Origin of the sequence: Streptomyces sp. NPDC014889, assembly GCF_043081205.1 — a bacterium.
Lineage (GTDB): Bacteria > Actinomycetota > Actinomycetes > Streptomycetales > Streptomycetaceae > Streptomyces.
The window spans coordinates 150,196-176,182 of record NZ_JBIBWH010000008.1; the positions used below are offsets into that span (position 1 = coordinate 150,196).

The 25,987-nt window shown below is 72.5% G+C and carries 22 protein-coding genes; 16 read left to right on the forward strand and 6 right to left on the reverse strand.

What is annotated here, in order from left to right:
* Positions 1-54 precede the first annotated feature (54 nt).
* The 11 genes from ACF09J_RS17650 (at position 55) to ACF09J_RS17700 (ending at position 10,314) form a co-directional block, all read left to right on the forward strand.
* Positions 55-627 (forward strand): GNAT family N-acetyltransferase, encoded by a 573-nt coding sequence (locus ACF09J_RS17650; protein WP_392306329.1) that lies wholly within the window; start codon positions 55-57, stop codon positions 625-627.
* Positions 628-1,052: 425 nt separating this feature from the next.
* Entirely contained in the window at positions 1,053-2,744 is a 1,692-nt protein-coding gene (locus tag ACF09J_RS17655) for a nitrite/sulfite reductase (protein WP_392306330.1), read from the forward strand.
* On the forward strand, positions 2,741-2,923 hold the full coding sequence (locus tag ACF09J_RS17660; RefSeq protein ID WP_392306331.1) for a hypothetical protein: 183 nt from the start codon (positions 2,741-2,743) through the stop codon (positions 2,921-2,923). The genes ACF09J_RS17655 and ACF09J_RS17660 overlap by 4 nt, the downstream gene beginning before the upstream one ends.
* On the forward strand, positions 2,920-3,633 hold the full coding sequence (locus tag ACF09J_RS17665) for a phosphoadenylyl-sulfate reductase (protein ID WP_392306332.1): 714 nt from the start codon (positions 2,920-2,922) through the stop codon (positions 3,631-3,633). Before ACF09J_RS17660 ends, ACF09J_RS17665 begins: the two co-directional genes overlap by 4 nt.
* Before the next feature lie 57 nt (positions 3,634-3,690).
* Entirely contained in the window at positions 3,691-4,227 is a 537-nt protein-coding gene (gene cysC / locus ACF09J_RS17670) for an adenylyl-sulfate kinase (protein WP_392306333.1), read from the forward strand.
* Positions 4,224-5,168, forward strand: a complete 945-nt coding sequence (gene cysD, locus ACF09J_RS17675; protein WP_392306334.1) for a sulfate adenylyltransferase subunit CysD — start codon at positions 4,224-4,226, stop codon at positions 5,166-5,168. The genes cysC and cysD overlap by 4 nt, the downstream gene beginning before the upstream one ends.
* A gap of 2 nt (positions 5,169-5,170) precedes the next feature.
* Complete coding sequence (locus tag ACF09J_RS17680) at positions 5,171-6,499, forward strand: sulfate adenylyltransferase subunit 1 (RefSeq protein WP_392306335.1); 1,329 nt, start codon at positions 5,171-5,173, stop codon at positions 6,497-6,499.
* A 223-nt stretch (positions 6,500-6,722) separates the two neighbouring features.
* Entirely contained in the window at positions 6,723-7,868 is a 1,146-nt protein-coding gene (locus ACF09J_RS17685; protein ID WP_392306336.1) for an aliphatic sulfonate ABC transporter substrate-binding protein, read from the forward strand.
* 36 nt (positions 7,869-7,904) lie between these two features.
* Entirely contained in the window at positions 7,905-8,684 is a 780-nt protein-coding gene (locus tag ACF09J_RS17690; RefSeq protein ID WP_392306337.1) for an ABC transporter ATP-binding protein, read from the forward strand.
* Positions 8,671-9,561 carry an ABC transporter permease gene (locus ACF09J_RS17695; RefSeq protein WP_392306338.1) on the forward strand — a complete coding sequence of 297 codons (891 nt, stop codon included), beginning with the start codon at positions 8,671-8,673 and terminating at the stop codon, positions 9,559-9,561. Before ACF09J_RS17690 ends, ACF09J_RS17695 begins: the two co-directional genes overlap by 14 nt.
* A gap of 9 nt (positions 9,562-9,570) precedes the next feature.
* Positions 9,571-10,314, forward strand: a complete 744-nt coding sequence (locus tag ACF09J_RS17700) for a sirohydrochlorin chelatase (RefSeq protein ID WP_392306553.1) — start codon at positions 9,571-9,573, stop codon at positions 10,312-10,314.
* Between the two features lie 218 nt (positions 10,315-10,532).
* On the opposite strand, the gene ACF09J_RS17705 is transcribed toward ACF09J_RS17700, so the two are convergent.
* Positions 10,533-11,159, reverse strand: coding sequence for a DsbA family protein (locus ACF09J_RS17705; protein WP_392306339.1), 627 nt, complete (start codon positions 11,157-11,159; stop codon positions 10,533-10,535).
* A gap of 93 nt (positions 11,160-11,252) precedes the next feature.
* Complete coding sequence (locus ACF09J_RS17710; RefSeq protein WP_392306340.1) at positions 11,253-12,266, reverse strand: ketopantoate reductase family protein; 1,014 nt, start codon at positions 12,264-12,266, stop codon at positions 11,253-11,255.
* Between the two features lie 55 nt (positions 12,267-12,321).
* Between ACF09J_RS17710 and ACF09J_RS17715 the strand changes: the two genes are divergently transcribed.
* Entirely contained in the window at positions 12,322-13,161 is an 840-nt protein-coding gene (locus ACF09J_RS17715) for an aldo/keto reductase (RefSeq protein ID WP_392306341.1), read from the forward strand.
* 50 nt (positions 13,162-13,211) lie between these two features.
* Here the strand turns inward: ACF09J_RS17715 and ACF09J_RS17720 are convergent, their stop codons facing one another.
* A complete protein-coding gene (locus ACF09J_RS17720) occupies positions 13,212-13,760 on the reverse strand; it encodes a DUF1697 domain-containing protein (protein WP_392306342.1) in 549 nt (182 codons plus the stop codon).
* A gap of 406 nt (positions 13,761-14,166) precedes the next feature.
* Between ACF09J_RS17720 and ACF09J_RS17725 the strand changes: the two genes are divergently transcribed.
* Entirely contained in the window at positions 14,167-16,410 is a 2,244-nt protein-coding gene (locus ACF09J_RS17725) for an MMPL family transporter (protein WP_392306343.1), read from the forward strand.
* 76 nt (positions 16,411-16,486) lie between these two features.
* On the opposite strand, the gene erm is transcribed toward ACF09J_RS17725, so the two are convergent.
* The gene (gene erm, locus ACF09J_RS17730; RefSeq protein WP_392306344.1) at positions 16,487-17,266 is read right to left on the reverse strand and encodes an ErmE/ErmH/ErmO/ErmR family 23S rRNA (adenine(2058)-N(6))-methyltransferase; all 780 of its coding nucleotides are present in this window, start codon (positions 17,264-17,266) and stop codon (positions 16,487-16,489) included.
* A 371-nt stretch (positions 17,267-17,637) separates the two neighbouring features.
* Between erm and ACF09J_RS17735 the strand changes: the two genes are divergently transcribed.
* Positions 17,638-18,501 carry a phosphotransferase enzyme family protein gene (locus ACF09J_RS17735; RefSeq protein WP_392306345.1) on the forward strand — a complete coding sequence of 288 codons (864 nt, stop codon included), beginning with the start codon at positions 17,638-17,640 and terminating at the stop codon, positions 18,499-18,501.
* 334 nt (positions 18,502-18,835) lie between these two features.
* On the opposite strand, the gene ACF09J_RS17740 is transcribed toward ACF09J_RS17735, so the two are convergent.
* On the reverse strand, positions 18,836-19,558 hold the full coding sequence (locus tag ACF09J_RS17740) for a 3'-5' exonuclease (protein ID WP_392306346.1): 723 nt from the start codon (positions 19,556-19,558) through the stop codon (positions 18,836-18,838).
* A gap of 109 nt (positions 19,559-19,667) precedes the next feature.
* Positions 19,668-20,906, reverse strand: a complete 1,239-nt coding sequence (locus ACF09J_RS17745) for an SAV2148 family HEPN domain-containing protein (RefSeq protein WP_392306347.1) — start codon at positions 20,904-20,906, stop codon at positions 19,668-19,670.
* A 461-nt stretch (positions 20,907-21,367) separates the two neighbouring features.
* Here ACF09J_RS17745 and glgX point away from each other — a divergent pair, with 461 nt between their 5' ends.
* Together glgX and treY are read left to right on the forward strand one after the other, a co-directional pair.
* Positions 21,368-23,485, forward strand: coding sequence for a glycogen debranching protein GlgX (gene glgX, locus ACF09J_RS17750; protein WP_392306348.1), 2,118 nt, complete (start codon positions 21,368-21,370; stop codon positions 23,483-23,485).
* A gap of 131 nt (positions 23,486-23,616) precedes the next feature.
* Positions 23,617-25,968 (forward strand): malto-oligosyltrehalose synthase, encoded by a 2,352-nt coding sequence (treY, locus tag ACF09J_RS17755; protein ID WP_392306349.1) that lies wholly within the window; start codon positions 23,617-23,619, stop codon positions 25,966-25,968.
* The last annotated feature ends 19 nt before the right edge of the window (positions 25,969-25,987 follow it).

Below are 25,987 nucleotides of genomic sequence, written 5' to 3' on the forward strand. Positions count from 1 at the left end.
AGACCCGGCACTCCCGATCGACAGCGGACCGGCGCGGATGATTTTCTGACCGGCATGACGAGCATCGCCGTGACCACCTGGTCCCTGGAGCAGACCTCCCCGACCGACCTCCTGCCGGCCGCCGTGCCCGAGGGGGACGTGCGGGTCGTTCGCTCCGAGATCCCCTCCCCCGAGTTCAGCCGGTTCCTGTACGCCTCGGTCGGCGGCGACATCCGCTGGACGGACCGGCTGGGCTGGTCGTACGCGCGGTGGCGCGAGTACCTGGAGCGTTCGGGTGTCGAGACGTGGGTGGCGTACGACCGCGGCACTCCGGCGGGTTACGTCGAGCTGGAGGCGCAGGACGAGGGCGTCGTGGAGATCGTCTACTTCGGGCTGATCGCGCCCTTCCGCGGCCGGCGGATCGGCGGCCACCTGCTGTCCTGCGGCACGGCCCGCGCCTGGGACCTGGCCGAGCGCTGGCCCGGGCGGACGCCGACGAAGCGGGTGTGGCTGCACACGTGCAGCAAGGACGGCGAGTACGCGATGGACAACTACCAGCGCCGTGGCTTCACGCTCTTCGACACCAAGGTCGAGGAGGAGCCGGAGGTGGCCACCCCGGGACCGTGGCCGGGGGCGTACCCGGCCTGAGCCCCTGGTGGCCCACGACAGGTGGGCGCAACGACGGCGGCCGCTGCGCCGCACAACACCCCTGTCCCGCATCCCGGGACAGGGGTGTCCGCATGTCGGACGATGCTGGACGCTGTCCAGATCGCCGTGCCAGGCTTTCGGCATGTCTGGAACTGGAGTCGCCCTGGTGAGCCGACGGCACGTCGACCACGGCCGCATGTCCAGCGCCATCTGTCCGGGGAGCTGACCCCACCCGCCGTGGCCTGACGGCCACGCGCCCCGGCACCGCCGGCTCTCCCGTCTTCCCTGGTTGTCCCGCTTTTCCTGCTGCCCCGCCCTGCGCACAGACGCGCCCGCCGGCGCGCCTGCCCATGCGCTTGCACACGCGCAGGTCCCAAGCCGCATTCCAGAGCCGCATTCCCGCTGTCCCGAAGGACGTATCGACCATGGCCGCCTCCCCGCAGAACCCCGCCGCGTCCCGCCGCAAGGTGAGCCGTCACCGCGGCGAGGGACAGTGGGCCGTGGGGCATCTGACCCCGCTCAACGGCAACGAACAGTTCAAGAAGGACGACGACGGTCTCAATGTGCGGACACGTATTGAGACCATCTACGCCAAGCGCGGTTTCGACTCGATCGACCCGAGCGACCTGCGCGGCCGGATGCGCTGGTGGGGGCTGTACACCCAGCGCAAGCCCGGCATCGACGGCGGCAAGACCGCGATCCTGGAGCCGGAGGAGCTGGACGACCGCTACTTCATGATGCGCGTGCGCATCGACGGCGGCCGGCTGACGACCCGGCAACTGCGGGTCATCGGCGAGGTGTCGCAGGAGTTCGCGCGCGGCACCGCCGACATCACCGACCGGCAGAACATCCAGTACCACTGGATCCGGATCGAGGACGTGCCCGAGATCTGGCACCGCCTGGAGTCCGTCGGCCTGTCCACGGTCACCGCCTGCGGCGACACCCCGCGCGTGATGATCGGCTCCCCGGTCGCCGGCATCGCCGAGGACGAGATCATCGACGCCACCCCGGCGCTGGAGGAGATGCAGCGCCGCGTCCTGGGCAACAAGGCGTACTCGAACCTCCCCCGGAAGTTCAAGACGGCCATCTCCGGCTCCCCGCTGCTCGACGTGGTCCACGAGATCAACGACGTCGCGTTCGTGGGCGTGCGCCACCCCGAGCACGGGCCCGGCTTCGACCTGTGGGTCGGCGGCGGCCTGTCCACCAACCCCAAGCTGGGCGTGCGGCTGGGCGCCTGGGTGCCGCTGGAGGAGGTCCCGGACGTCTACGAGGGCGTCCTGTCGATCTTCCGCGACTACGGCTACCGGCGGCTGCGCAACCGGGCCCGGCTGAAGTTCCTGGTCGCCGACTGGGGCGCGGAGAAGTTCCGCCAGGTGCTGGAGGACGAGTACCTGAAGCGCGGGCTCGTCGACGGGCCCGCCCCCGAGGAGCCGGTCCAGCAGTGGCGCGACCACGTCGGCGTGCACCGGCAGAACGACGGCCGGCACTACGTCGGCTTCGCCCCGCGGGTCGGCCGCGTCGACGGCGCCACCCTGACGAAGATCGCCGAACTGGCCGAGGCGCACGGCTCGGGACGGGTCCGCACCACCGTCGAGCAGAAAATGATCATCCTCGACGTCGAGGGTGACCAGGTCGACTCGCTGGTCGCCGGTCTGGAGGCCCTGGACCTCACCGCCCGGCCGTCCACGTTCCGGCGCGGCACCATGGCCTGCACGGGCATCGAGTTCTGCAAGCTCGCCATCGTCGAGACCAAGGCGCGCGGCGCCACGCTGATCGACGAACTCGAGCGCCGCCTGCCGGACTTCGAGGAGCCGATCACCATCAACCTCAACGGCTGCCCCAACGCCTGCGCCCGTATCCAGGTGGCGGACATCGGCCTCAAGGGCCAGCTGGTCGTCGACGACCGCGGCGAGCAGGTCGAGGGCTACCAGGTGCACCTGGGCGGCGCACTGGGCCTGGAGCCAGGCTTCGGCCGCAAGGTGCGCGGACTGAAGGTGACGGCCACGGAGCTGCCCGACTACATCGAGCGGATCCTGACCCGCTACCAGGAGCAGCGCAAGGACGGCGAGCGGTTCGCCGCCTGGGCCGCGCGGGCATCCGAGGAGGAGCTGTCATGAGCGAGCGTGCCGCCCCCTTCTACTGCCCGTACTGCGGTGAGGAGGACCTGCGTCCCAGCGAGGAGGGCCACGGCGCGTGGGAGTGCGCGGGATGCAACCGGGCCTTCCGGCTGAAGTTCCTCGGCCTGCTCGCCCGGGGCGTGAGGCACGCCGGCCACGAAGGGGGCGAGGGGATATGACTGCGGCCACTCAGGAGGCGGTGGGCGAAGCCGAGTTGAAGGCGCTGGCCGAACGGGCGGGCCGCGATCTGGAGGACGCCTCCGCGCTGGAGATCCTCCAGTGGGCGGCCGGCACCTTCGGCCGCCGGTTCTGCGTCACCTCCTCCATGGAGGACGCGGTGGTCGCCCACCTCGCCTCCCGGGCGATGCCGGGCGTGGACGTCGTGTTCCTCGACACCGGCTACCACTTCCCGGAGACCATCGGCACCCGTGACGCGGTCGAGGCCGTGATGGACGTCCACGTCATCACCCTCACCCCGGAGCAGACGGTCGCCGAACAGGACGCCGAGTACGGCCCGAGGCTGCACGACCGCGATCCGGACCTGTGCTGCCGGCTGCGCAAGGTGCGGCCGCTGGAGGAGGGCCTGAAGGGCTACACCGCGTGGGCGACCGGGCTGCGCCGCGACGAGTCCCCGACCCGGGCGAACACGCCGGTCGTCGGCTGGGACGAGAAGCGGCGGAAGGTCAAGGTCTCCCCGATCGCCCGCTGGACCCAGGACGACGTGGACGCCTACGTCGCCGAACACGGCGTGCTCACCAACCCGTTGCTGATGGACGGCTACGGCTCCGTGGGCTGCGCGCCCTGCACCCGGCGCCTGCTGGAGGGCGAGGACGCGCGCGCCGGCCGCTGGGCCGGCAGCGCCAAGACCGAGTGCGGACTGCACGGCTGACCCATGACCGTACCGACGACACCGCCGACGACTGCTTCCACCCACAGGGAGACACACGTGACGACCGGAGCCACCGTCTGGCTCACGGGTCTGCCGAGCGCCGGCAAGACCACCATCGCGCACGAACTGGCCGGACGGCTGCGTGCGCAGGGCCATCGCGTCGAGGTGCTCGACGGCGACGAGATCCGCGAGTTCCTCTCCGCGGGCCTCGGCTTCAGCCGCGCCGACCGGCACACCAACGTGCGGCGCATCGGCTTCGTCGCCGAACTCCTCGCCCGCAACGGGGTCACGGCGCTGGTTCCGGTGATCGCGCCGTACACCGACAGCCGCGAGGCGGTGCGCGAGTGGCACGCCAAGAACGGCACGGCGTACCTGGAGGTGCACGTCGCCACCCCGGTCGAGGTGTGCTCCGTGCGCGATGTGAAAGGTCTGTACGCCAAGCAGGCCGCGGGCGAACTGACGGGCCTGACGGGCGTCGACGACCCGTACGAGGAGCCGCTGGCGCCGGACCTGCGCATCGAGTCGCAGCACCAGACGGTCCGGGAGTCGGCCGATTCCGTGCACACGCTGCTCAGCGAGAGGGGACTGGCATGACGACCGTCGCCAAGACCAAGGCGGGCGACGAGGGCACGGGCAGCCCGTACGCCCTCTCCCACCTGGACGCGCTGGAGTCCGAGGCGGTGCACATCTTCCGGGAGGTGGCCGGCGAGTTCGAGAACCCGGTGATCCTGTTCTCCGGGGGCAAGGACTCCATCGTCATGCTGCACCTGGCGCTGAAGGCGTTCCGGCCCGCCGCGGTGCCCTTCTCGCTGCTGCACGTGGACACCGGGCACAACTTCCCCGAGGTACTCGAATACCGCGACCGCACGGTGGCCGGCCACCGGCTGCGGCTGCACGTCGCCTCCGTGCAGGACTACATCGACCGGGGCGTCCTCAAGGAGCGCGCGGACGGCACCCGCAACCCGCTCCAGACCCTCCCGCTGACCGAGAGGATCCGGTCCGAGCGGTTCGACGCGGTCTTCGGCGGCGGCCGCCGCGACGAGGAGAAGGCCCGCGCCAAGGAGCGGGTGTTCTCGCTGCGCGACGAGTTCTCCCAGTGGGACCCGCGCCGCCAGCGGCCCGAGCTGTGGAACCTCTACAACGGCCGGCACGCGCCCGGCGAGCACGTCCGGGTGTTCCCGCTGTCCAACTGGACCGAGCTGGACGTGTGGCAGTACATCGCCCGCGAGGGCATCGAACTGCCCGGCATCTACTACGCCCACACGCGCGAGGTCTTCTCGCGCCACGGCATGTGGCTGACCGCCGGCGACTGGGGCGGCCCCAGGGACGGCGAGAGCGTGGAGAAGCGGCTCGTGCGCTACCGCACCGTCGGTGACATGTCGTGCACCGGCGCAGTCGACTCCGACGCCGACACCATCGAGAAGGTGATCACCGAGATCGCCGCCTCGCGCCTGACCGAGCGCGGCGCCACCCGGGCCGACGACAAGCTGTCCGAGGCCGCGATGGAAGACCGCAAGCGCGAGGGGTACTTCTAGAGATGACCACCACCACGGACCTGGCGTCCACCACCCTGCTGCGGTTCGCCACCGCCGGCTCCGTCGACGACGGCAAGTCCACCCTCGTGGGCCGGCTGCTGCACGACTCCAAGTCGGTCCTCACCGACCAGTTGGAGGCCGTGGAACGCGCCTCCGCGAGCCGCGGCCAGCAGGCCCCGGACCTCGCCCTGCTGACCGACGGGCTGCGCGCCGAGCGCGAGCAGGGCATCACCATCGACGTGGCCTACCGCTACTTCGCCACGCCGCGCCGCCGGTTCATCCTCGCGGACACGCCGGGCCATGTGCAGTACACGCGGAACATGGTCACCGGCGCGTCCACCGCCGAGCTGACGGTGATCCTGGTGGACGCCCGCAACGGCGTGGTGGAGCAGACCCGCCGGCACGCGGCGATCGCCGCGCTGCTGCGCGTGCCGCACGTGGTCCTGGCCGTGAACAAGATGGACCTGGTCGACTACCGCGAGCCCGTGTTCGCCGCGATCGCCGAGGAGTTCACGGCGTACGCCACCGAACTGGGCGTCCCGGAGGTCACCGCCATCCCGATCTCGGCGCTCGTCGGCGACAACGTGGTGGAGCCGTCCGCGAGCATGGACTGGTACGGCGGCCCGACCGTCCTGGAGCACCTGGAGACGGTCCCGGTCAGCCACGACCTGGCGCACTGCCACGCGCGGCTGCCCGTGCAGTACGTGATCCGGCCGCAGACCGCCGAGCACCCCGACTACCGCGGCTACGCCGGCCAGATCGCCGCGGGCAGTTTCCGGGTCGGCGACGAGGTCACGGTGCTGCCGTCCGGCCGCACCAGCTGCATCTCCGGCATCGACCTGCTCGGTGAGCCGGTGGACGTGGCCTGGACGGCGCAGTCGGTGACGGTCCTGCTCCGGGACGACATCGACGTCTCGCGCGGCGACCTGATCGTGCCCAGCGAGGACGCGCCCGACACGACCCAGGACGTGGAGGCGACCGTCTGTCACGTCGCCGACCAGCCGCTGACCGTCGGCCACCGGGTGCTCCTCAAGCACGGCACCCGCACGGTCAAGGCGATCGTCAAGGACATCCCGTCCCGGCTCACCCTGGACGACCTGTCCCTGCACCCGCACCCCGGGCAGCTCGTCGCCAACGACATCGGCCGGGTCAAGATCCGCGCCGCCGAGCCGCTGCCGGTCGACTCCTACGCCGACTCCCGCCGCACCGGCTCGTTCATCCTGATCGACCCGGCCGACGGCACCACGCTCACCGCGGGGATGGTCGGCGAGTCCTTCGCCGCGCCCGCGCCGGTCAGCGACGCGGCGGACGAGGACGGCTGGGACTTCTGACCATGAACTCTCGCGATTTCTACTCGACGTTCGCCAAGGAGGGCGGCCGGGTCGGCAGCGGCGCCCTCGGCAGCGGACAGGGCGGGGTGGCGCGATGTGCGCGCTGACGTACGCGCACTGCCCGCGCGCCCTCACCCCCCACCCCCGCTTACTTGGACCTGCCGACTTCCCGGCCACGGCCTGACCGGCCGTGACCGCCGGGCCTGCGAGAGGACAGCCTCCCGTGCCTGCCAGCCTTCCCCCGTTCCGCCTCCGCCCGGCCGGGGGCTCCCCCGGGCCCGTACTCCGCCGCGGCCTCGCCGTGGTCGCCGCCCTGCCCCTGCTCACGCTCGCCGCCTGCGGCTACGGCTCCCAGGCCGACGACGGCGCCCAGCAGAAGGTGGCCGCCGGGGCCGAGAAGACCGACGGTCTCGACTCGGTCAGGATCGGCTACTTCGGCAACCTGACCCACGCGACCGCGCTGGTCGGGGTGCAGAAGGGCTTCTTCCAGAAGGAGTTGGGCGCGACGGTCGTCAAGCCGTCGGTCTTCAACGCCGGGCCGTCCGAGATCGAGGCCCTCAACTCCGGCTCCATCGACATCGGCTGGATCGGCCCGTCCCCGGCGATCAACGGCTACACCAAGTCGGACGGCAAGAGCCTGCGCATCATCGGCGGTTCGGCCTCCGGCGGGGTCAAGCTCGTGGTCGACCCGAAGAAGATCACGTCCCTGGCGGACGTCAAGGGCAAGAAGATCGCGACCCCGCAGCTCGGCAACACGCAGGACGTGGCGTTCCTCAACTGGATCGCGGAGCAGGGCTGGAAGGTCGACGCGCAGAGCGGCAAGGGCGACGTCTCCGTCGTCCGCACCGACAACAAGATCACCCCGGACGCCTACAAGTCCGGCTCCATCGACGGCGCCTGGGTGCCGGAGCCGACCGCGTCGAAGCTGGTCGCCGAGGGCGCCAAGGTGCTGCTCGACGAGTCGTCGCTGTGGCCCGACAAGAAGTTCGTGATCACGAACATCATCGTGTCGCAGAAGTTCCTCAGGGAGCACCCGAAGGCCGTCGAGGCGGTCCTGAAGGCCTCCGTGGAGACCAACAAGTGGATCAACGCCCACCCGGACGAGGCGAAGACGGCGGCGAACAGGCAGCTCGGGGTCGACTCCGGCAAGGAACTGCCCGAGAACGTCCTCGACCCGGCGTGGACGTCCATCCAGATCACCGACGACCCGCTGGCCTCGACCCTCGACACCGAGGCGAAGCACGCGGTCAAGGCGGGTCTGCTGCAGAGCCCGAAGCTGGCCGGCATCTATGACCTGGCCCCGCTGAACAAGGTGCTGAAGGCCGCGGGCGAGCCGACCGTCGACGACGCCGGCCTCGGCGCCGAGTAGAGCCCGTAGCCGAAGAGTTCCCAGGAGGTGACGACCATGGCCTCGACCCTTGCCAGGGCCGCGGAGACCGTAGAGCACGCGGCCCGCCTCGAGAACGTCTCGAAGTCCTTCGCGGCACCGGGCGGGCAGCAGCTCGTGCTGGACGGCATCAGTCTCGATGTCGCTCCGGGCGAGTTCGTCACCCTCCTGGGAGCCTCGGGCTGCGGCAAGTCCACCCTGCTGAACCTGGTGGCGGGGCTGGACCGGCCCACCGCCGGGTCCATCACGACGGACGGCCGCCCCGCCCTGATGTTCCAGGAGCACGCCCTCTTCCCCTGGCTGACCGCGGGCAAGAACATCGAACTCGCCCTCAGGCTGCGCGGGGTGGCGAAGCCCGAGCGGCGCGGCCGGGCCGAGGAGCTGCTCGGACTGGTCCGGCTGAAGGGCGCGTACGGCAAGCGCGTCCACGAACTGTCCGGCGGGATGCGCCAGCGGGTGGCGCTGGCCCGCGCGCTGGCCCAGGAGAGCAACCTGCTGCTGATGGACGAGCCGTTCGCGGCGCTCGACGCCATCACCCGGGACGTCCTGCACGACGAGCTGACCCGGATCTGGCAGCAGACCGGCGTGTCGGTGCTGTTCGTCACGCACAACGTGCGCGAGGCGGTGCGGCTGGCCCAGCGCGTGGTGCTGCTGTCCTCCCGTCCGGGCCGGGTGGCCCGCGAGTGGGCGGTGGACATCCCGCAGCCGCGCCGCATCGAGGACGCGCCCGTGGCGGAACTGTCCCTGGAGATCACCGAAGTCCTGCGTGGGGAGATCCGCCGACATGGCCAGCACTGAGACGAAGACGGCGCGGGGCGCCGAACTGGCCGACGTCGAGGCCGGCCTTGACGCCCTGGAGGCCACCACGGCCGGCCGTGCGCCGCTGCGTCGGACCCTGGTCGACAAGGTCCTGCCGCCGGTCGTGGCGATCGCGGTGGTCCTCGTGGTCTGGCAGGCGCTGATCTCCCTGAAGGTGGTCGACGACCCGAGCCGGCTGCCCTCGCCCGCCGACGTGGGCGGCGAGTTCAAGGACGCCTGGTTGCAGGGCAAGCTGCTCGGCTTCATCTGGACGTCCGTCTCGCGCGGTCTGCTGGGCTTCCTGTTCGCGCTGGCCATCGGCACCCCGCTGGGACTGCTGGTGGCCCGGGTGAAGTTCGTGCGGGCGGCCATCGGCCCGATCCTGTCGGGCCTGCAGTCGCTGCCGTCGGTGGCGTGGGTGCCGCCGGCGGTGATCTGGCTGGGCCTGGACAACTCGATGATGTACGCGGTGATCCTGCTCGGCGCGGTCCCGTCCATCGCCAACGGGCTGGTGTCCGGCATCGACCAGGTGCCGCCGCTGTTCCTGCGGGCGGGCCGCACGATGGGCGCGACGGGTGCCCGGGGCGCCTGGCACATCGTCCTGCCGGCCGCGCTGCCGGGCTACCTGGCCGGTCTGAAGCAGGGCTGGGCGTTCTCCTGGCGGTCACTGATGGCGGCGGAGATCATCGCCTCCTCGCCGGACCTGGGCATCGGCCTGGGCGCGCTGCTGGAGAACGGCCGCAACGCGAGCTCCATGGCCATGGTCTTCGAGGCCATCATCCTGATCCTGTTCGTCGGCATCGCCATCGACCTGCTGATCTTCAGTCCGCTGGAGCGGCGGGTACTGCGGAGCCGCGGTCTTCTCGTGAAGAGCTGAACGCCCGTGATCCACCAGCCCGTTCTCCTCGTCGTCGCCCACGGCAGCCGCGACCCGCGCCATGCCGCGACCGTCCACGCCCTGGTCCGCCGGGTCCGGGCCCTGCGCCCCGGACTGCGGGTGGAGACCGGCTTCCTGGACTTCAACGTGCCGTCCGTGCCGGGCGTGCTGGAGGCCCTGGCGGCCGACGGGGTCCGGGACGTCGTGGCCCTGCCGCTGCTGCTGACCCGGGCCTTCCACGCCAAGGCGGACATCCCCTCGGTGCTGCGCCGCGCGCCGTCGCGGCTGCGGATCCGGCAGGCGGAGGTCCTCGGCCCCTCACCGCTGCTGACGGACGCCCTGGAGCGCCGTCTGTACGAGGCGGGGCTCGACCCCGCCGACAAGTCCTCGACCGGGGTCGTCCTGGCCTCGGCGGGGTCCTCCGACCCGGAGGCGATCGCAGTGATCGCAGAAACCGCGCGGGAGTGGCGGCACACCGGCTGGTGCGCCGTGCGGCCTGCGTTCGCCTCCGCCTGCCCGCCGCGCACCGAGGACGCGGTGCGGGAACTGCGGGAACTGGGCTGCGCCAGGGTCGCGGTCGCCCCGTACGTGCTGGCGCCGGGCTTCCTGCCGGACCGCATCGCCCGCGGAGCGACCGAGGCCGGGGCCGACGTGCTGGCCGGGGTCCTCGGTCCGGCACCGGAGGTGGCCCGGGTCCTGCTGAAGCGCTACGACGCCGCCCGGCTGCCGCTGTCGGCGGCCCTGGGCGCCTGACGGACCGGCGGACGGGAACGGGCTCCGTCCGCGTCCCGGCACTCCCCCGTGGTGCCGGTCCGCGAACGGACCCACCACCACCCGCCGTTGACCGGTGAGCAGTGGTGCCGTTCAGTTCAGCGTGCGGCGACGCGCAAGTGTCACTGCCCTGCCTCCGCCGGCCCCCCGAATGTGGATCATCCCGCCCATGCCGTACGCGAGGGACGCGCGGCCGGGGCTCAGTCGAAGCGGAGTGATCCGGTTCGGGTGCGCTTGAGCTCGAAGAAGTCCGGCCGGGTGGCCAGCACCCGGAAGGCGTCGAACAGCTCCGCCGCCTCGGCGCCGCGCGGGACGGCCCGCAGCACCGGCCCGAACCACACCGTTCCGTCGACATGGAGGGTGGGCGTCCCCACGTACGCGCCGGTGTCCGTCTCGGCGCCGGACTCGTGACTGCGCCGTACCGCCTCGTCGTACGACGGATCGTGCGCGGCCGCGGCGAGGTCCCGGTCGAGTCCCAGCTCGGCCAGGGAGCCGGTGACGACCGCGTCGAAGTCCTCCTCCCCGCGCTCGTGGATGCGGACGCCGAACGCGGTGTAGAGGTCCCGCAGCACCTTCTCGCCGTGCCGCTCGGCCGCGGCCACCGCGACGCGCACCGGGCCGATCGACTTGCCGACCAGTTCCCGGTACCAGTCGGGCAGTTCGTTGCCGGTGTTGTGCAGGTACAGGCTCATGACGTGGAACCGGAGGTCGAGCGGACGCTCGCGTTCCACCTCGAGCAGCCAGCGGGAGGTGATCCAGGCGAAGGGGCAGGCGGGGTCGAAGTAGAAGTCGACGCGGGTCGGCGAGTCGGGCGAGTCATGGGTCATGCCGTCGACGCTAGCGGCCGATTGGCACAGGATCCCGGTCCAATCAGGGGGTCTTTTCGTGGGCCACCTGGACCGCCGGTCCGCCTGGGCCGCTCAGCCCGCCGCGTCCGCCGCGTCCGCCAGCCGTACCAGTTCCGTCACCGGCATCGAGCCGGCCGCCCGGCGCTCTCGCGCGAAGGTGTTGGCCAGGTGCTGGAGGAGTTCGTTCAGCGGCGCCGGTACGCCGTGCAGCCGGCCCAGGAGCACGATCTCCCCGTTGAGGTGGTCGGCCTCGATGGAGCCGGTGCCACGGGCGAGGGACTGCCAGGAGGAGCCGCCGCCGCGCGGGGCGCCGGGCAGCGGCACCGGCGTGATCTTGTCGCCGCGGACCTCCTTCTGCTCCTCGGCGCCCGCCCAGGTGATCCCGGCGGCGGCGAGCACCGCCTCGCCCTCGGCGCGCACCCTCCCGTACAGCGCGTGCGCCGCCCCGCTGTCCAGCGGCCCGCTGACCGCCTCGATCGCGTTGGCGAGGTTGCCGAGCAGCTTGGCGTACTGCCAGCGGTTCACGTCCGGCACGACCGGCGCCTCGAAGTGCGCCGACTCCAGGTCGGCGGAGATCCGCCGCAGGGTGTCGTCGGTGCCGCCCGGGTAGCGGCCCAGGTGCAGTATGCCGGTGAGCGGGGCACCGGCGGCCGAGACGGCGCCGGGTTCGACGTGGGCCGCGGGCAGCCAGACGCAGACGCCGTACACGTGCCGGAAGCGGCGCAGGGCGAGCCGCTGCCCCTCCACCCCGTTCTGCGCGCACAGCAGCGGCAGTCTCCGCTCGGCCGTGCCGCCACCCGCGACCGGCGCCGGACCCCAGGCCGCCAGCGCCGCCTCGGTGTCCTGGGTCTTGACGGCCAGCACGAGCACGTCGTCGGCGCGCAGTTCGCCGAGCGCCTCGGGCCCGTCCACGGCGGGCAGCCGGTACGTGAGCTCGCCCTCCGGCACCGTCAGCCGCAGCCCGCCCTCGCGCAGCGCCGCGAGATGCGCTCCGCGCGCGACCAGCACGACCTCGCGCCCGCTCTGCGCCAGCCGGCCCCCGACGGCGCCGCCGACCGCCCCTGCCCCGATGATGATGTATCGCATGGGGCGAGCCTGCCACAGCCCTCCGTACGCCCCACCGGACCACCCAGGAGACCGTGTGACCCCGCAGCTGTTCACGCTCGGCGGCGACCTGCCCGTACGGCGCCTCGGCTATGGCACCGCGCAGCTCACCGGCCCCGGCTACTGGGGGCCGCGCGGCGACGCCCGGGACGCGGTGGCCGTGCTGCGGCGGGCGGTGGAGCGCGGGGTGACCCTGATCGACACCGCGGACAACTACGGCCCGTCCGTCGCCGAGGAACTGGTGGCCGAGGCGCTGCACCCCTACCCGGAGAACCTGGTGATCGCCACCAAGGGCGGGGTGGTCCGCACCGGCGACAGCGCCTGGCACGTGGACGGGCGGCCGGAGCAACTGCGGGCGATGTGCGAGGCGAGCCTGCGCAGGCTGCGGCTGGAGAGGATCGACCTGTACCAGTTGCACCGGCTCGACCCCGCCGTGCCGATGGCCGAACAGCTCGGAGCGCTCGACGAGTTGCGCGATGAGGGCAAGATCCGCCACCTCGGCCTGGACACCGTCTCCGCCGAACAGCTCGCCGCGGCACTGGAGTTGACGTCCGTCGCCTCCGTACAGAACCGCTACAACCTCCTCGACCGCGCGTCCGAGCCGCTGTTGGAGCTGTGCGAGGAGCGCGGGATCGCGTTCCTGCCGTGGTTCCCGTTGGGCAACGGCGCGTTGACCGGGCACCCGGATTGCGCCCGGGTCGCCGCCGCGCACGGCGCCACACCGGGGCAGGTGGCCCTGGCGTGGCTGCTGCACCGCTCCCCCGTGCTCTGTCCGACCCCGGGCACGGGGACGCTCGCCCACCTGGAGGAGAACCTGGACGCGGCGGGGGTGTCCCTCGGCGCCGCCGAGCTGTCCCGGCTGGCCGCTCTCGGGTGAGCGCGACCGCCTCGGTCACGCCGGTCGCGTCGATCGCGTCCGTGCGCGAGTCAGGCGTCCGGCGCGGTCAGCTCGACGAGTTTGAGCACCGTGTTCCAGTTCCGGCTGGTGGCGATCAGGTCCTTGTTCAGCCGCTTCCTGGACAGGTGCTCGGCCAGCCTGGAGCGGCCGAGCCCGTCCGGCGCGTACAGGTACAGGGCCCGGTCGCCGAGACGGAACTCCTCGGGCAGGTAGGCCTCCTGGTCGATCTCCGCGTAGCGGTCGGCCCGGACGGGCGCGGAGAAGTAGGTCACATGGAGCTGCCGTCCCTCCAGCTCCGCGGCCGGGAACGGACAGGACTCGGCGACCGCCCGCAGATAGGCGTGATCGCGCACGATCACGTCCACCGGGAAGCCGAACCGCTTCTCCAGCGCCGCCGTGAGCTCCGCGGCCAGCGACTGCTCGTCGCTGTGACCGGCGTCGAAGACGGCCTGGCCGCTCTGCAGATAGGTGCGCACACGCGTGTGGCCGAGCTCCGCCACCAGGGTGCGCAGCTCGGCCATCGGAACCTTCTTGCCGCCCACGTTGATTCCGCGCAGCAGCGCGGCGTACATCGTCATCCGCCCACGATAGAGCGGCCGCCGTGCCCCGTGGGGGCGGGCACGAGGGCCGCCCTTCGCGGGCGGGGTCCGACGGAACGATGGCGGATCGCGGCGTGCGGTTCAAGCGCTGCACGCGGCTGTGACTTGTTCAACAAGGCTGCGTATTCGCCGGACGGGCCCCTCCCGGCGGACCGGACACCCTGATCCGCGCCCCCGAGAAGCCCGGATAGGTGTAAGGGGTCGGCGTCCTCCCCAGTGCGGAGGAAACGGGGTCCGGCAGGAGGAGCCTCCGGGGCGGCACTTCACCGGTCAGCACGACGAGCGGGCTACCGGGCCGGCCCTACCTTCGATGCGGAGGGCGACGGCAGGGGGCTGTCGCCGCGCACGAGGTCCGCAGGGCCTTTCAAGAAGGGGCAAGCCCGTCATGGTGAACGGAGAGACACGGGCGCGGGGCCTCGCCGCGCGAGCCGGCGGCTGGAGCGCCCGGCATCGATGGGCCGCGGTCGGGATCTGGGTGCTGTTCGTCGTACTGGCGATGGGGCTGGGTTCGGCGGCCGGCCGGCTGGACGTCAAGGAGAGCGACCAGCTCAAGGGCGAGACGCACACCGCGGCGAAGATCATCGAGGACGCGGGGATCAAGGAACCGGCGAGCGAGACCGTCCTGATCCAGGCGAAGGACGGCTCCGGCAGGGCCACGGACGCCGGCTTCCGGGCGGCCGTCGGCGACGTGATCACGGCCGTCGAGGGGACCGGCCTGGTCACGGATGTGACCTCGCCGTACGACACGAAGACCATCTCCGGGGACGGCCGCAGCGCGCTGGTGCAGTTCTCGCTGCGCGGGGAGGCGGACACCGCGGGCGAGCGGGTGGAACCCGTGCTCGACGCCGTGGCCGGGGTCCAGAAGGACCACTCGTCGCTGCGGATCGAGGAGATCGGCGGCGCCAGCATGCAGAAGCAGTACTCCGACGCCTTCGGGAACGACTTCCAGCAGGCCGAGTTCTCCGCCGTGCCGGTGGCCCTCGGCATCCTGCTGATCGCCTTCGGGGCGCTGGTGGCCGCGCTGCTGCCGGTGGCGCTGGCGATCACCGCGATCATGGCGACGATGGGCCTGATGGGCATCGTCAGCCACCTCCAGCCGATGAGCGACACCGCCAACTCCGTGATGCTGCTGGTCGGCATGGCGGTCGGCGTCGACTACTGCCTGTTCTACCTGCGCCGCGAGCGCGAGGAGCGGGCGGCCGGGCGGGACCCGGGGACCGCGCTGCGCATCGCCGCCGCGACCAGCGGGCGCGCGATCATCGTCTCCGGCGTCACGGTGTGCGTGGCGATGGCGGGCATGCTGTTCACCGGGGTCGCCGAGTTCGAGGCGATGGGCCTGGCCTCGCTGATGGTGGTGGCCGTGGCCATGGTCGGCTCGGTGACCGTGCTGCCGGCGCTGCTGTCGCTGCTGGGCGAGCGGGTCGAGAAGGGGCGCCTGCCGTTCCTGCGGCGGAACCGGGGCGGCAACGGGGAGAGCAGGTTCTGGACGGCCGTGCTGCGGCGTGTGCTGGCCCGGCCCGTGGTGTCGGCCGCGGTGGCCGTGGGCGCGCTGCTCGCCGTCGCGGCCCCGGCGCTGGGCATGAAGACCTCGCAGCTCACGCTGGACCAGGAGTTCGGTGACTCGCTGCCCATCGTGCAGACGTACCAGCGGCTCAACGAGGCCTTCCCCGGCGGTTCCGAGCCGGCCCAGGTGATCGTGAAGGCCGACGACATCAACGCCCCGGAAGTACGGCAGGCGCTGGCCGCGTTCAAGGAGCGGGCCGTCTCCTCGGGCGCCTCGCGCGGCCCGGTCGACATCCGGCTGCACGAGGACCAGAACGTCGCACTCGTCTCCGTCCCGCTGGTCGGCGGCTCGGACCTCGACAAGGCCGGCAAGAGCCTGGAGAAGCTGCGCGACGAGGTGCGGCCCGCCACGCTGGGCAAGGTCGACGGCGTCCAGGCGCCGATCACCGGCCAGGTCGCAGGCTCGCACGACTTCAACGCCCAGCTCATCGGCTCCGTCGTCCCGGTGTTCGTCTTCGTCGTGGTCTTCGCCTTCCTGCTGATGCTGCTGTCGTTCCGCTCGCTGACCGTCGCGATCACCTCGATCGTGCTGAACCTGCTGTCCGTGGGCGCCGCCTACGGCATCCTCGTCGCGGTCTTCCAGCACGGCTGGGGCGCGTCCCTGGTGGGCGCCCACGGTGTCGGCGCGATCGTCACCTGGCTGCCGCTGTTCCTGTTCGTGATCCTGTTCGGCCTCTCGATGGACTACCACGTCTTCGTGGTCTCCCGGATCCGCGAGGCGCGGCTGCGCGGCCGCGGCACGAAGGACGCCATCCAGCACGGTGTGGTCACCACGGCGGGTGTCGTCACCAGCGCCGCGGTCATCATGGTCGCCGTGTTCGCGATCTTCGGGACGCTGTCCATGCAGTCGATGAAGCAGATGGGCGTGGGTCTGGCGGCCGCGGTGCTCATCGACGCCACGGTCATCCGCGGTGTGCTGCTGCCCTCGGTGATGTCCCTGCTGGGCGAACGCAACTGGTACCTGCCCCGATGGCTGCACCGCCTCCCGGACCTCTCCCACGACGAGCCCCTGGAGCCGGCGTCCCTGCCGCCCGCTCCCAGCAAGGGTGAGCCACTGGGCGTCTGAACCGTCCCACGAGCGGGGCCCGCCGGCTTCGGGGAAGCCGGCGGGCCCGTCGTGTGCTCCCGCGGCAGGCGCCGCGTCAGGAGGCCAGTACCTCGTGCAGGGCCAGCCAGCGCTCCGGCGGCACCTCCCCCACCAGAACGCCCGGGTCGAGCCGGGCGGCGCGGAACGCGGCCGACACCCGCCGTCCGGGGTGGGCCCGGCGCAGCGAGGCGTGCAGCGAACCGCCCACTCCGGTGAACCCCAGCTCGACCAGCCGCCGCCAGCTTTCGTATCCGGACGGGTCGAGCAGCGGGGCGCGACGGCGCTCGATACGGATGATTCCGGCGTCGACTCCCGGCACGGGCCTGAACCGGGTCCGGGCCACCCGCCCCACCAGACGCCATTCGAAGCGCGGCCAGCTGCGTACGGTCAGCAGCGTCCAGCGTCCGTAGTCGCCGGTGCGCTTGCGGGCGTACTCGAGCTGGGTGAGGAGCGTGGCGTCGGTGAGGGCGGGGGCGCGCAGGCACCAGTCGACGATCTCCGCGGTGCGGGAGTAGGGGACGTTCCCCGCGACGGAGAACGGGGTGCGCGGGGGCCTGGCCCGGAGGAAGTCGCCGCCGACGATCGTCACCCGCGGTGCGTCGAGGAAACGGGCGCGCAGCAGGGGCAGGAGCCGGGGATCGATCTCATAGGCGCGCACCTCGCGGCAGCGCGGGGCGAGCGTCGTGGTCAACGCGCCTTTTCCGGCCCCGACTTCGAGCAGAAGCGGCGGCCGGCGACCGTTCGGGACGGCGAGGCGGGCGAGGTGTTCGGCGGTGGCGCGGTCGGTGAGGAAGTTCTGCGAGAGCGCGCGCGAGGGCTGAAAGGGGCGGGCCATGGCCTGCGGTCCTTGTCTTCCGTGGGAGTGGAGAGGGCAGCCGAAGCCCTGACCGGAAGACAGGAATGGGGGGAAGGAGGCGCGATGCGGCGCTCAGCAGGTGTGGCTGCTCCCCGGGCCGGTCAGGGCACCAGGACCGCGTCGCACCCGCTGGGAGTGCGCGCAGCCCCGGCCGAGACCGGAGATGATGATCGCGTTGAAAGCCGCCACGGAGGTGACGCTAGGTCCCGCCCGAGTGCCCCCGCAAACGAATTACGCCGAGCCCGGCACCGGGCACCGGCCCCGACCTGTGCGGATGCGACACTGACCCGGCGAAAAATGCGGGCTCCGGCGTGGTCGCCGGGGTCCGGACGAGGACACGGAGGCTGAGGATGGACGAGGCGCGGGCTCGGGAGGTACTGGGCGGGGCGGGCGTGTTGACCGGTCCGGTGCGCGACGCGCGGCTGCTCGCGCTGGGTGAGAACGCGGTGTTCGCCGCCGGGGACGTCGTCGTCAAGGTGGGCCGGGACGCGGAGCTGTGGGACCGGGCGCGGCGCGAGCTGCGGATCGCGCTGTGGCTGGCCGACGCCGGCGTCCCGGCGGTGCGGGCCGCCGACACGGAGGCGATCCTCGTCGAGGGGCATCCGGTGACCGTGTGGCACCGGCTGCCCGATCCGGTACGGCCCGCCGAACCGGCTGACCTGGCGGAGCTGCTGCGCCTGGTCCACGCCCTGCCCGTCCCCGACTTCGCGCTGCCGCCCCGCGAACTGCTCGGCGGCGTGAAGCGCTGGCTGCGGCTCGCGGGCGACACGATCTCCCCGGCCGACGCGGCGTATCTGCGGGAGCGCCGCGACGGCTTCGCGGCGGCCGCCGCCGCGCTCACCCCGCACCTGCCGCCCGGCCCGATCCACGGCGACGCGCTCCCGCGCAATGTGCACATCGGTCCGGACGGGCCGGTCCTGGTCGACCTGGAGACCTTCTCGGCCGACCTGCGCGAGCACGACCTGGTGGTCATGGCCCTGTCCCGGGACCGCTACGGCCTGCCCGCCGAGGCCCACGACGCCTTCACCCGGACCTACGGCTGGGACGTACGGGAGTGGGAGGGCTGCGCCGTGCTGCGCGGCGCCCGCGAGACGGCGAGCTGCGCCTGGGTCGCCCAGCACGCCCCCACCAACCCCAAGGCCCTGACCGAGTTCGAGCGCCGGGTGGCATCCCTGCGAAACGGTGACACCACGGTGCGCTGGTACCCGTTCTGATCCTTGCCCGCCCCTGTACGTCCCGGCCCTTCCCGGCCCGGGCCGAGCGGGAGCCCCCGCGGTCACGACGACCGCGACGGGACCGTCGAACCGGTTGCTCGGGGGACCACGTCCCCGGTGACCACGACCGGCCCAGCACGCCGACGGCGACGAGCGGACCCCGGCCCGCGGACGCGACGACCATGACCGACGAGGCAAGCCGACCGCGACGAGCCGGAGCAGCCGACCCGCGCCCACACCAACCGTGACGGGACAGCGAGCCGGTCCGCAGGGGCGGCGACCGTGGCCGGAACGGCGAAGTCGGCCGTCCGGGCCGCGTTTTCCGCGCCCCGGGTCAGACCGTTTCGTCCGCCGGCTGCCGGAGTGGCCAGGCGCCGTCGATCACCGCGTGGGGGTCGCCCTTGCGGCGCAGGAAGGCCTGGAAGTCCGCCGCCCAGGCTGCGTGCCACTCGATCTGGCGGCGGTGCAGCTCCGCCGGGCCGAGGGTCGCGACCTTGGAGTGGCGGCCGGCTATCGCGGTGGCCAGCCGGGCCGCCGCGAGGGCGTCGGCCGAGGCGTCGTGGGCGGCGTCCAGGACGACTCCGTACTCCGCGCAGACCGCCTCCAGGTTGCGCTTGCCCGGGCGGTAGCGCTCGGCCCAGCGGTCGATGGTGTAGGGGTCGACGACCGGTCCCGGCTCCGCTCCGCCCAGGCGGTCGCTCAGGGACGGCAGCCCGTACCGGTGCAGTTCGGCGGAGAGCAGGGTCAGGTCGAAGGCCGCGTTGTACGCCACCACCGGCACGCCGGTCTTCCAGTAGCCGGTCAGGACGTCCGCGATGGCGTTCGCGACCCGGTCGGCCGGTTCGCCCTCGGCGGCCGCGCGTTCGTTGCTGATCCCGTGCACCGCCACCGCGTCCGCCGGGATCTCCACTCCGGGGTCCGCCAGCCACTCCCGGCGTCCCCCCGGCTCCCCTCCCCTGACCTCGATCACGGCCCCCGTGACGATGCGCGCCTCGCGCGGATCCGTCCCGGTCGTCTCCAGGTCGAAGCCGATCAGCAGCTCCCGGTGCCAGCCCATGGCGGCCCCCCTTCTCGGTGGTGCGTTCCCCCAGTGGCCTCCACGATCGCACGCACCACTGACAATCCGAGGACCACGTTCCGCTTACCGCCCGGGGAGTGAGGGCGTATCAGGACACCGGGCGCGAATCCACCCACATCAGCTCGAACTCCTCACGGTAGGCGGAGAAGAGCCCGCTTTCGTCGATCTCGCCGGGTTTGACCACCTTGTTGTCGTTCCGCAGGACGAAGACGGGGGCCTCCATGCCCCGGCTGCGCCGCAGATAGGACTGCACGACCGCGATGCCGTCCGAGCCGTCGCCGTCGACCAGGTAGGCGGAGACGCGGGGGGTCTCGTCGTAGACCTGGATCTCGAAGGCGCCCGGGTCGCGCAGCCGGCCGCGCACCCGGCGCATGTGCAGGATGTTCATCTCCACCGAGCGACTCAGCTCACCGCGCTTCAGCCCGAGTTCGCGCTCGCGGCGCTTCACCGCGCTGGAGGCCGGGTTGAGGAACAGCAGCCGCACCCGGCAGCCGGACTCGGCGAGCCGCACCAGGCGGCGGCCGGAGAAGTTCTGCACGAGCAGGTTCAGGCCGATGCCGATGGCGTCCAGGCGGCGGGCGCCGCCGAACATGTCCTCGGCCGGGAACTGGCGCAGCAGCCGCACCCGGTCCGGATGCACCGCGACCACGTCCGCGTACCGGTCGCCGACCAGGTCCTCGACCGCGTCGACCGGCAGCCGCCGGGCGGAGGGCACGTCGCCGCCGGTGCCGAGGATGTCGAGCAGCCGTGCGGAGGCCCGCTCGGCCTGGCTCAGCACCGCCTCGGACAGGGCCCGGTTGCGGGAGACGACGTTGCGGGCCACCTCCAGCTCGTCCAGGGCGAGTTCGACGTCCCGGCGCTCGTCTATGTAGGGCGCGAAGCACGGCCAGTGCTGCACCACCAGCTCACGCAGCTGCGGCAGGGTGAGGAAGCTGATCACGTTGTCGTCGGCCGGGTCGAGCAAGTAGCCCTTGCGGCGGCTGACTTCGCGTACCGCGACGGCCCGCTGCACCCACTCCTGGCCGGCCGGTCCTGCGGCGGCCACCGCCCAGTCGTCGCCGTGCACGGGCTCGTAGACGGGGCGCAGCACGGCGGCCACGACGGCGCGCAGCCGCTGTTCGACGAGGTTCAGCCAGATGTAGGCGCGGCCGGCCCGCTGGGCGCGTGTGCGTACCTCGCGCCAGGCGCCCGCGTCCCAGTCCAGCTCCGGCCCGATGGCACCGGCGTCCATCGGCCGGGCCAGGGACACCGCACCGGACGGGACGTCTGCGGAGTGCCCCTCGTGACCCTCGTCACCAGGGGGCAGCTCCAGGCCTCCCGAGCCCACCCGTGCACCGCCTTCCGCTCCCCCGGGCACTCCCCGTCCCAACGATCAAGGAAGGGTACTCCGGGAGCGGCGCGCGACGCAGCCGGATGCGCAGCTCCTTTCTCAACTTCCGCACGGTACTTGCGCGTTCCGGAGATCCTGGGCCGGCCGAGTGAGCTGATTCATAGCCGCTGACCGGCACCGGCGGCCGTCCGGGTCCCGGGCGGCGCCGCGGAACCCCGCGCCCGTCACCTCACCGGGTGAGGGCCGCTCCACCCGTTGACCTGCGGGCCCGTCCGGGCCCGGCCGGGCCCCGCGGCCCGCTCGGCCCACCCCGCGCACCTGCCCTTCCTGTCCCGCGGGCACCGCCTACCCCACCAGTTCGGCACACGGACGTGCGTCACAGGTGCTTCCCCGACTTTCCTGGAGACTCGTTGCCAAGGCGCCACCCGCGGCGCCGCACACCTGAAAGAGTCTGGTCCATGCAGGTCTGGCCTGGAGAGGCGTACCCACTCGGCGCCACGTACGACGGCGCCGGCACCAACTTCGCGGTCTTCACGGAGGCCGCGGACCGAGTAGAGCTGTGTCTGCTGCACGACGACGGCTCGGAGACGGCGGTGGAACTGCGGGAGAGCGACGCGTTCGTCCGGCACGCGTACGTGCCCGGTGTCATGCCGGGGCAGCGGTACGGGTTCCGGGTACACGGCCCGTACGCCCCGGAGCGCGGGCTGCTCTGCAACTCGGCGAAGCTGCTCCTCGACCCGTACGCGCGTGCGATCAGCGGCTCGATCCGGTGGGGCGAGGAGGTGTACGGCTACCACTTCGACGACCCCGGCCGGCGCAACGACCTTGACTCGGCGCCGCACACCATGACGTCCGTCGTGGTCAACCCGTACTTCGACTGGGGCGACGACCGGCTGCCGCGCCGCGGCTACCACGAGACGGTGATCTACGAGGCCCATGTCAAGGGCCTCACCATGCGGCACCCGGGACTGCCCGAGGAGTTGCGCGGCACCTACGCGGGGCTCGCCCACCCGGCGCTCATCGAGCATCTGACCGAACTCGGCGTCACCGCGCTCGAACTGATGCCCGTGCACCAGTTCGTGAACGACCACCGCCTGGTCGACCTGGGCCTCAACAACTACTGGGGCTACAACACGATCGGTTTCTTCGCCCCGCACAACGCCTACGCCTCCTGGGGCGACCGCGGCCAGCAGGTCCTGGAGTTCAAGTCGGCGGTCCGGGCGCTGCACGAGGCCGGGATCGAGGTCATCCTCGACGTGGTCTACAACCACACCGCCGAGGGCAACCACCTGGGTCCGACGCTGTCGTTCAAGGGCCTCGACAACCCGCGCTACTACCGCCTCACCGACGACCCGCGCTACTACATGGACACCACGGGCACCGGGAACTCCCTGCTCATGCGGTCCCCGCACGTGCTCCAGCTGATCATGGACTCGCTGCGCTACTGGGTTACCGAGATGCACGTCGACGGATTCCGCTTCGACCTGGCGGCGACCCTGGCACGGCAGTTCCACGAGGTGGACCGGCTGTCGTCGTTCTTCGACCTGGTGCAGCAGGACCCGGTGGTCTCCCAGGTGAAGCTGATCGCCGAGCCCTGGGACGTCGGCGAGGGCGGCTACCAGGTGGGGAACTTCCCGCCGCTGTGGACCGAGTGGAACGGCAAGTACCGCGACACCGTGCGGGACCTGTGGCGCGGCGAACCCCGGGCGCTCGCCGAGTTCGCCTCCCGGCTGACCGGTTCCTCCGACCTCTACCAGGACGACGGCCGCCGCCCGCTGGCCTCGATCAACTTCGTCACCTGCCACGACGGCTTCACCCTGCGCGACCTGGTGTCGTACAACGACAAGCACAACGAGGCCAACGGCGAGGACAACCGGGACGGCGAGAGCCACAACCGGTCCTGGAACTGCGGCACCGAGGGCGAGAGCGACGACCCCGAGGTGGTCCGGCTCCGGGCGCGGCAGACGCGGAACTTCGTCGCGACGCTGATGCTGTCCCAGGGCGTGCCCATGATCAGCCACGGCGACGAGTTCGCGCGCACCCAGCGGGGCAACAACAACGCCTACTGCCAGGACAACGAGCTGTCCTGGGTGCGCTGGCCCGAGCCCGGCGAGCCCGACGCGGAGCTGCTGGACTTCGTCCGGGCGATGGCGGCGCTGCGCCGGGACCACCCCGTCTTCCGGCGGCGCCGCTTCTTCCACGGACGGCCGGTGGAGGGCACGCACGACGAGCTGTCGGACATCGCCTGGTTCACCCCCGAGGGCCGGGAGATGACCCAGCAGGACTGGGACTCGGCGCGGGCGTCCGCGCTGACCGTGTTCCTCAACGGCAACGCGATCTCGGAGCCCGGCACGCGCGGGGAGCGGATCAGCGACGACTCCTTCCTGCTGATGTTCAACGCCGCGCCCAAGCCGCTCGACTTCGCCGTGCCGGTCGATCACGGGCGCCAGTGGCAGGTGATGGTGGACACCGCCCGCACGGACCCGGTCCCACCGGGCACCGGCCCCACCGTACGGGCCGGTGACCGGCTCACCCTGACCGACCGCAGCCTGACGGTGCTGCGACGACCGGTCTAGGGCCTGTTGCGAGCGGGCAGCCGGGGCGGCGCTCACCCGTCCGGGCGAGGACACGCACCCGCCCGGGTGGGGCGCCGGGCACATGGCGGGTGGGTGACACCAAAGGCGGTCGGGCGGGTACGTAGGTCTCCATGACACCCGAGACATCCGAGCGTCCCGAGCCCGTCGTGCCCACGGCCACCTACCGGCTCCAACTCCAGCCCGAGTTCCCGTTCGCGGCCGCGGAGCGGGCCGTGCCGTACCTGGCCTCGCTCGGCGTCTCGCACCTGCATCTGTCACCCGTCCTTCAGGCCGTGCCGGGCTCCGCGCACGGCTACGACGTCGTGGACCCCACACGGGTGCGCGACGAGCTCGGCGGAGAGGAGGGCCTGCGGGCGCTCTCGCGCACCGCGCGGGAGCACGGGCTCGGCCTGGTCGTGGACATCGTGCCGAACCACATGGCCATGGCCCCGCGGTACAACCACGCCCTGTGGGAGGTGCTGCGGGAGGGCCCCTCGTCGCCGTACGCGCGCTGGTTCGACATCGACTGGGAGGCCCAGGGCGGCAAGGTGCTGCTGCCCGTGCTCGGCCACCCGGTCGGCCGGGAGGCCGGCGAGCTGAAGGCGGACGGCGACGTCCTGCGCTACCACGACCACGCCTTCCCGCTGCGCGAGGGCACCGGGAGGCTGCCGCTGCCCGAACTGCTGGACGCGCAGTGGTACCGGCCGGTGTGGTGGCGGCTGGCCCGTACGGAGCTGAACTACCGGCGGTTCTTCAGCATCTCGGAGCTGATCGGGGTGCGGGTGGAGGACCCGGAGGTGTTCCGGGCGACCCACGCCACGATCCTCCGGCTGCTGGCCGAGGGGGTGGTCGACGGGCTGCGCGTCGACCACCCGGACGGGCTCGCCGACCCCGACGCCTACCTCCGGCAGTTGCACGAGGCGACCGGCGGGCGCTGGACGGTCGTCGAGAAGATCCTCTCCGACGGCGAGCACCTGCCGGCCTCCTGGCCGGTCGCCGGCACCACCGGCTACGACGCCCTGCGGCACGTCGACGGCCTGTTCACCGACCCGGCCGGGGCGGACGAGCTGGCCGGGCGGTACCGGCGGTTCGCCGCTCCGCGCGACGACGAGGGCGGGGACTGGGAGGCGACGGTACGGCGGGCGGCGTACACGGTGATCACGCACGAGCTGGCCGCCGAGACGGAGCGGCTGACCCGGGTGGCGAGCCGGGTGTGCGCCACCTCGCCGGACCCGGCGCTGCGCGACCGCGCGCCCTGGGCGCTGCGCACCGCGCTGCGGGAGCTGCTGGTCCGCCTCCGGGTCTACCGGCCCTACGCCTCCGTGGACCCGGCGTCCGTGGTCACCGAGGAGGCCGCCGCGCAGGCCCGGCTCGCCTTCGTGGTGCCGGAGGAGGGCGAGGCCGTCGACGTGGTGCGCGACCTGGTCCTCGGGCGGGCCGGGTCGGGACCGGACCCCGAGGAGTTCCGTACCCGTTTCGCGCAGGCCGCCTCCGCGCTGCGCGCCAAGTCCGTGGAGGACACGGCCTATTACCGGTACGTACCGCTGCTGTCGGCCAACGAGGTGGGCGGCGACCCCGGTCGCCCGGCGGTGTCCCCGGAGGACTTCCACGCGTACTGCGCCCGGGTGCAGCGCGACTGGCCGGCAACCGGGACGGTGGTCTCCACGCACGACACCAAGCGCAGCGCCGACGTACGGGCGGCGCTGGCCGTGCTCACCGAGTGCCCGCGGGTCTGGGCGGACCTGCTGGACGTGCTGGGCGGCGGCGAGGGCGTGCCGGACAGGCAACTGGCCTGGGCGGCCTGGCAGACGGTGTTCGGCCTCGGCCCGGCGGACACGGAACGGGTGCTGCGGGCCCTGCTGAAGCACGTGCGCGAGGCGGGCCTGCGCACGAGCTGGACCGAGCAGCGGCCCGACTACGAGGAGGCGGTGGCGCGGTTCGTCGCCGATGGACCGTGCGGGGCGCCGGCCGGGCCGGTGACCGCCCTGCGCACCGCGCTCGGACCGCACATCCGGGCGAACGTGCTGGGCACGGCCCTGGTGCATCTGACGATGCCCGGTGTGCCCGACGTGTACCAGGGCACGGAGGCCGAGTACCGGGCCCTGGTCGATCCGGACAACCGGCGCCCGGTGCGGTTCCCGCCCGCCGACGCCGGCGACAAGGGCGCGGTGACCATGGCGGCGCTGCGGCTGCGCGCCCGGCGGCCGGAGGTCTTCGGACCGGCGGCGACGTACGCCCCGCTGCTCGCCGAGGGGCCGGCGGCGGCCCACTGTGCGGCGTTCGGGCGCTCAGGGGAGGTGGTCACGGCCGTGACCCGGCTGTCGCTGCGCCTGGCGGAGGGGGGCGGCTGGCGGGACACCCGGCTGCCGCTGCCGCCCGGTCGGTGGGCCGACGCGCTGACCCCTGGGCGGGAGTTCGAAGGGCAGGTGCTCGTGTCGGAACTCTTCGAGCGGCTGCCGGTGTCGCTGCTGGAGCGCGCTTGACAGGACCCGGCGTCCGTGG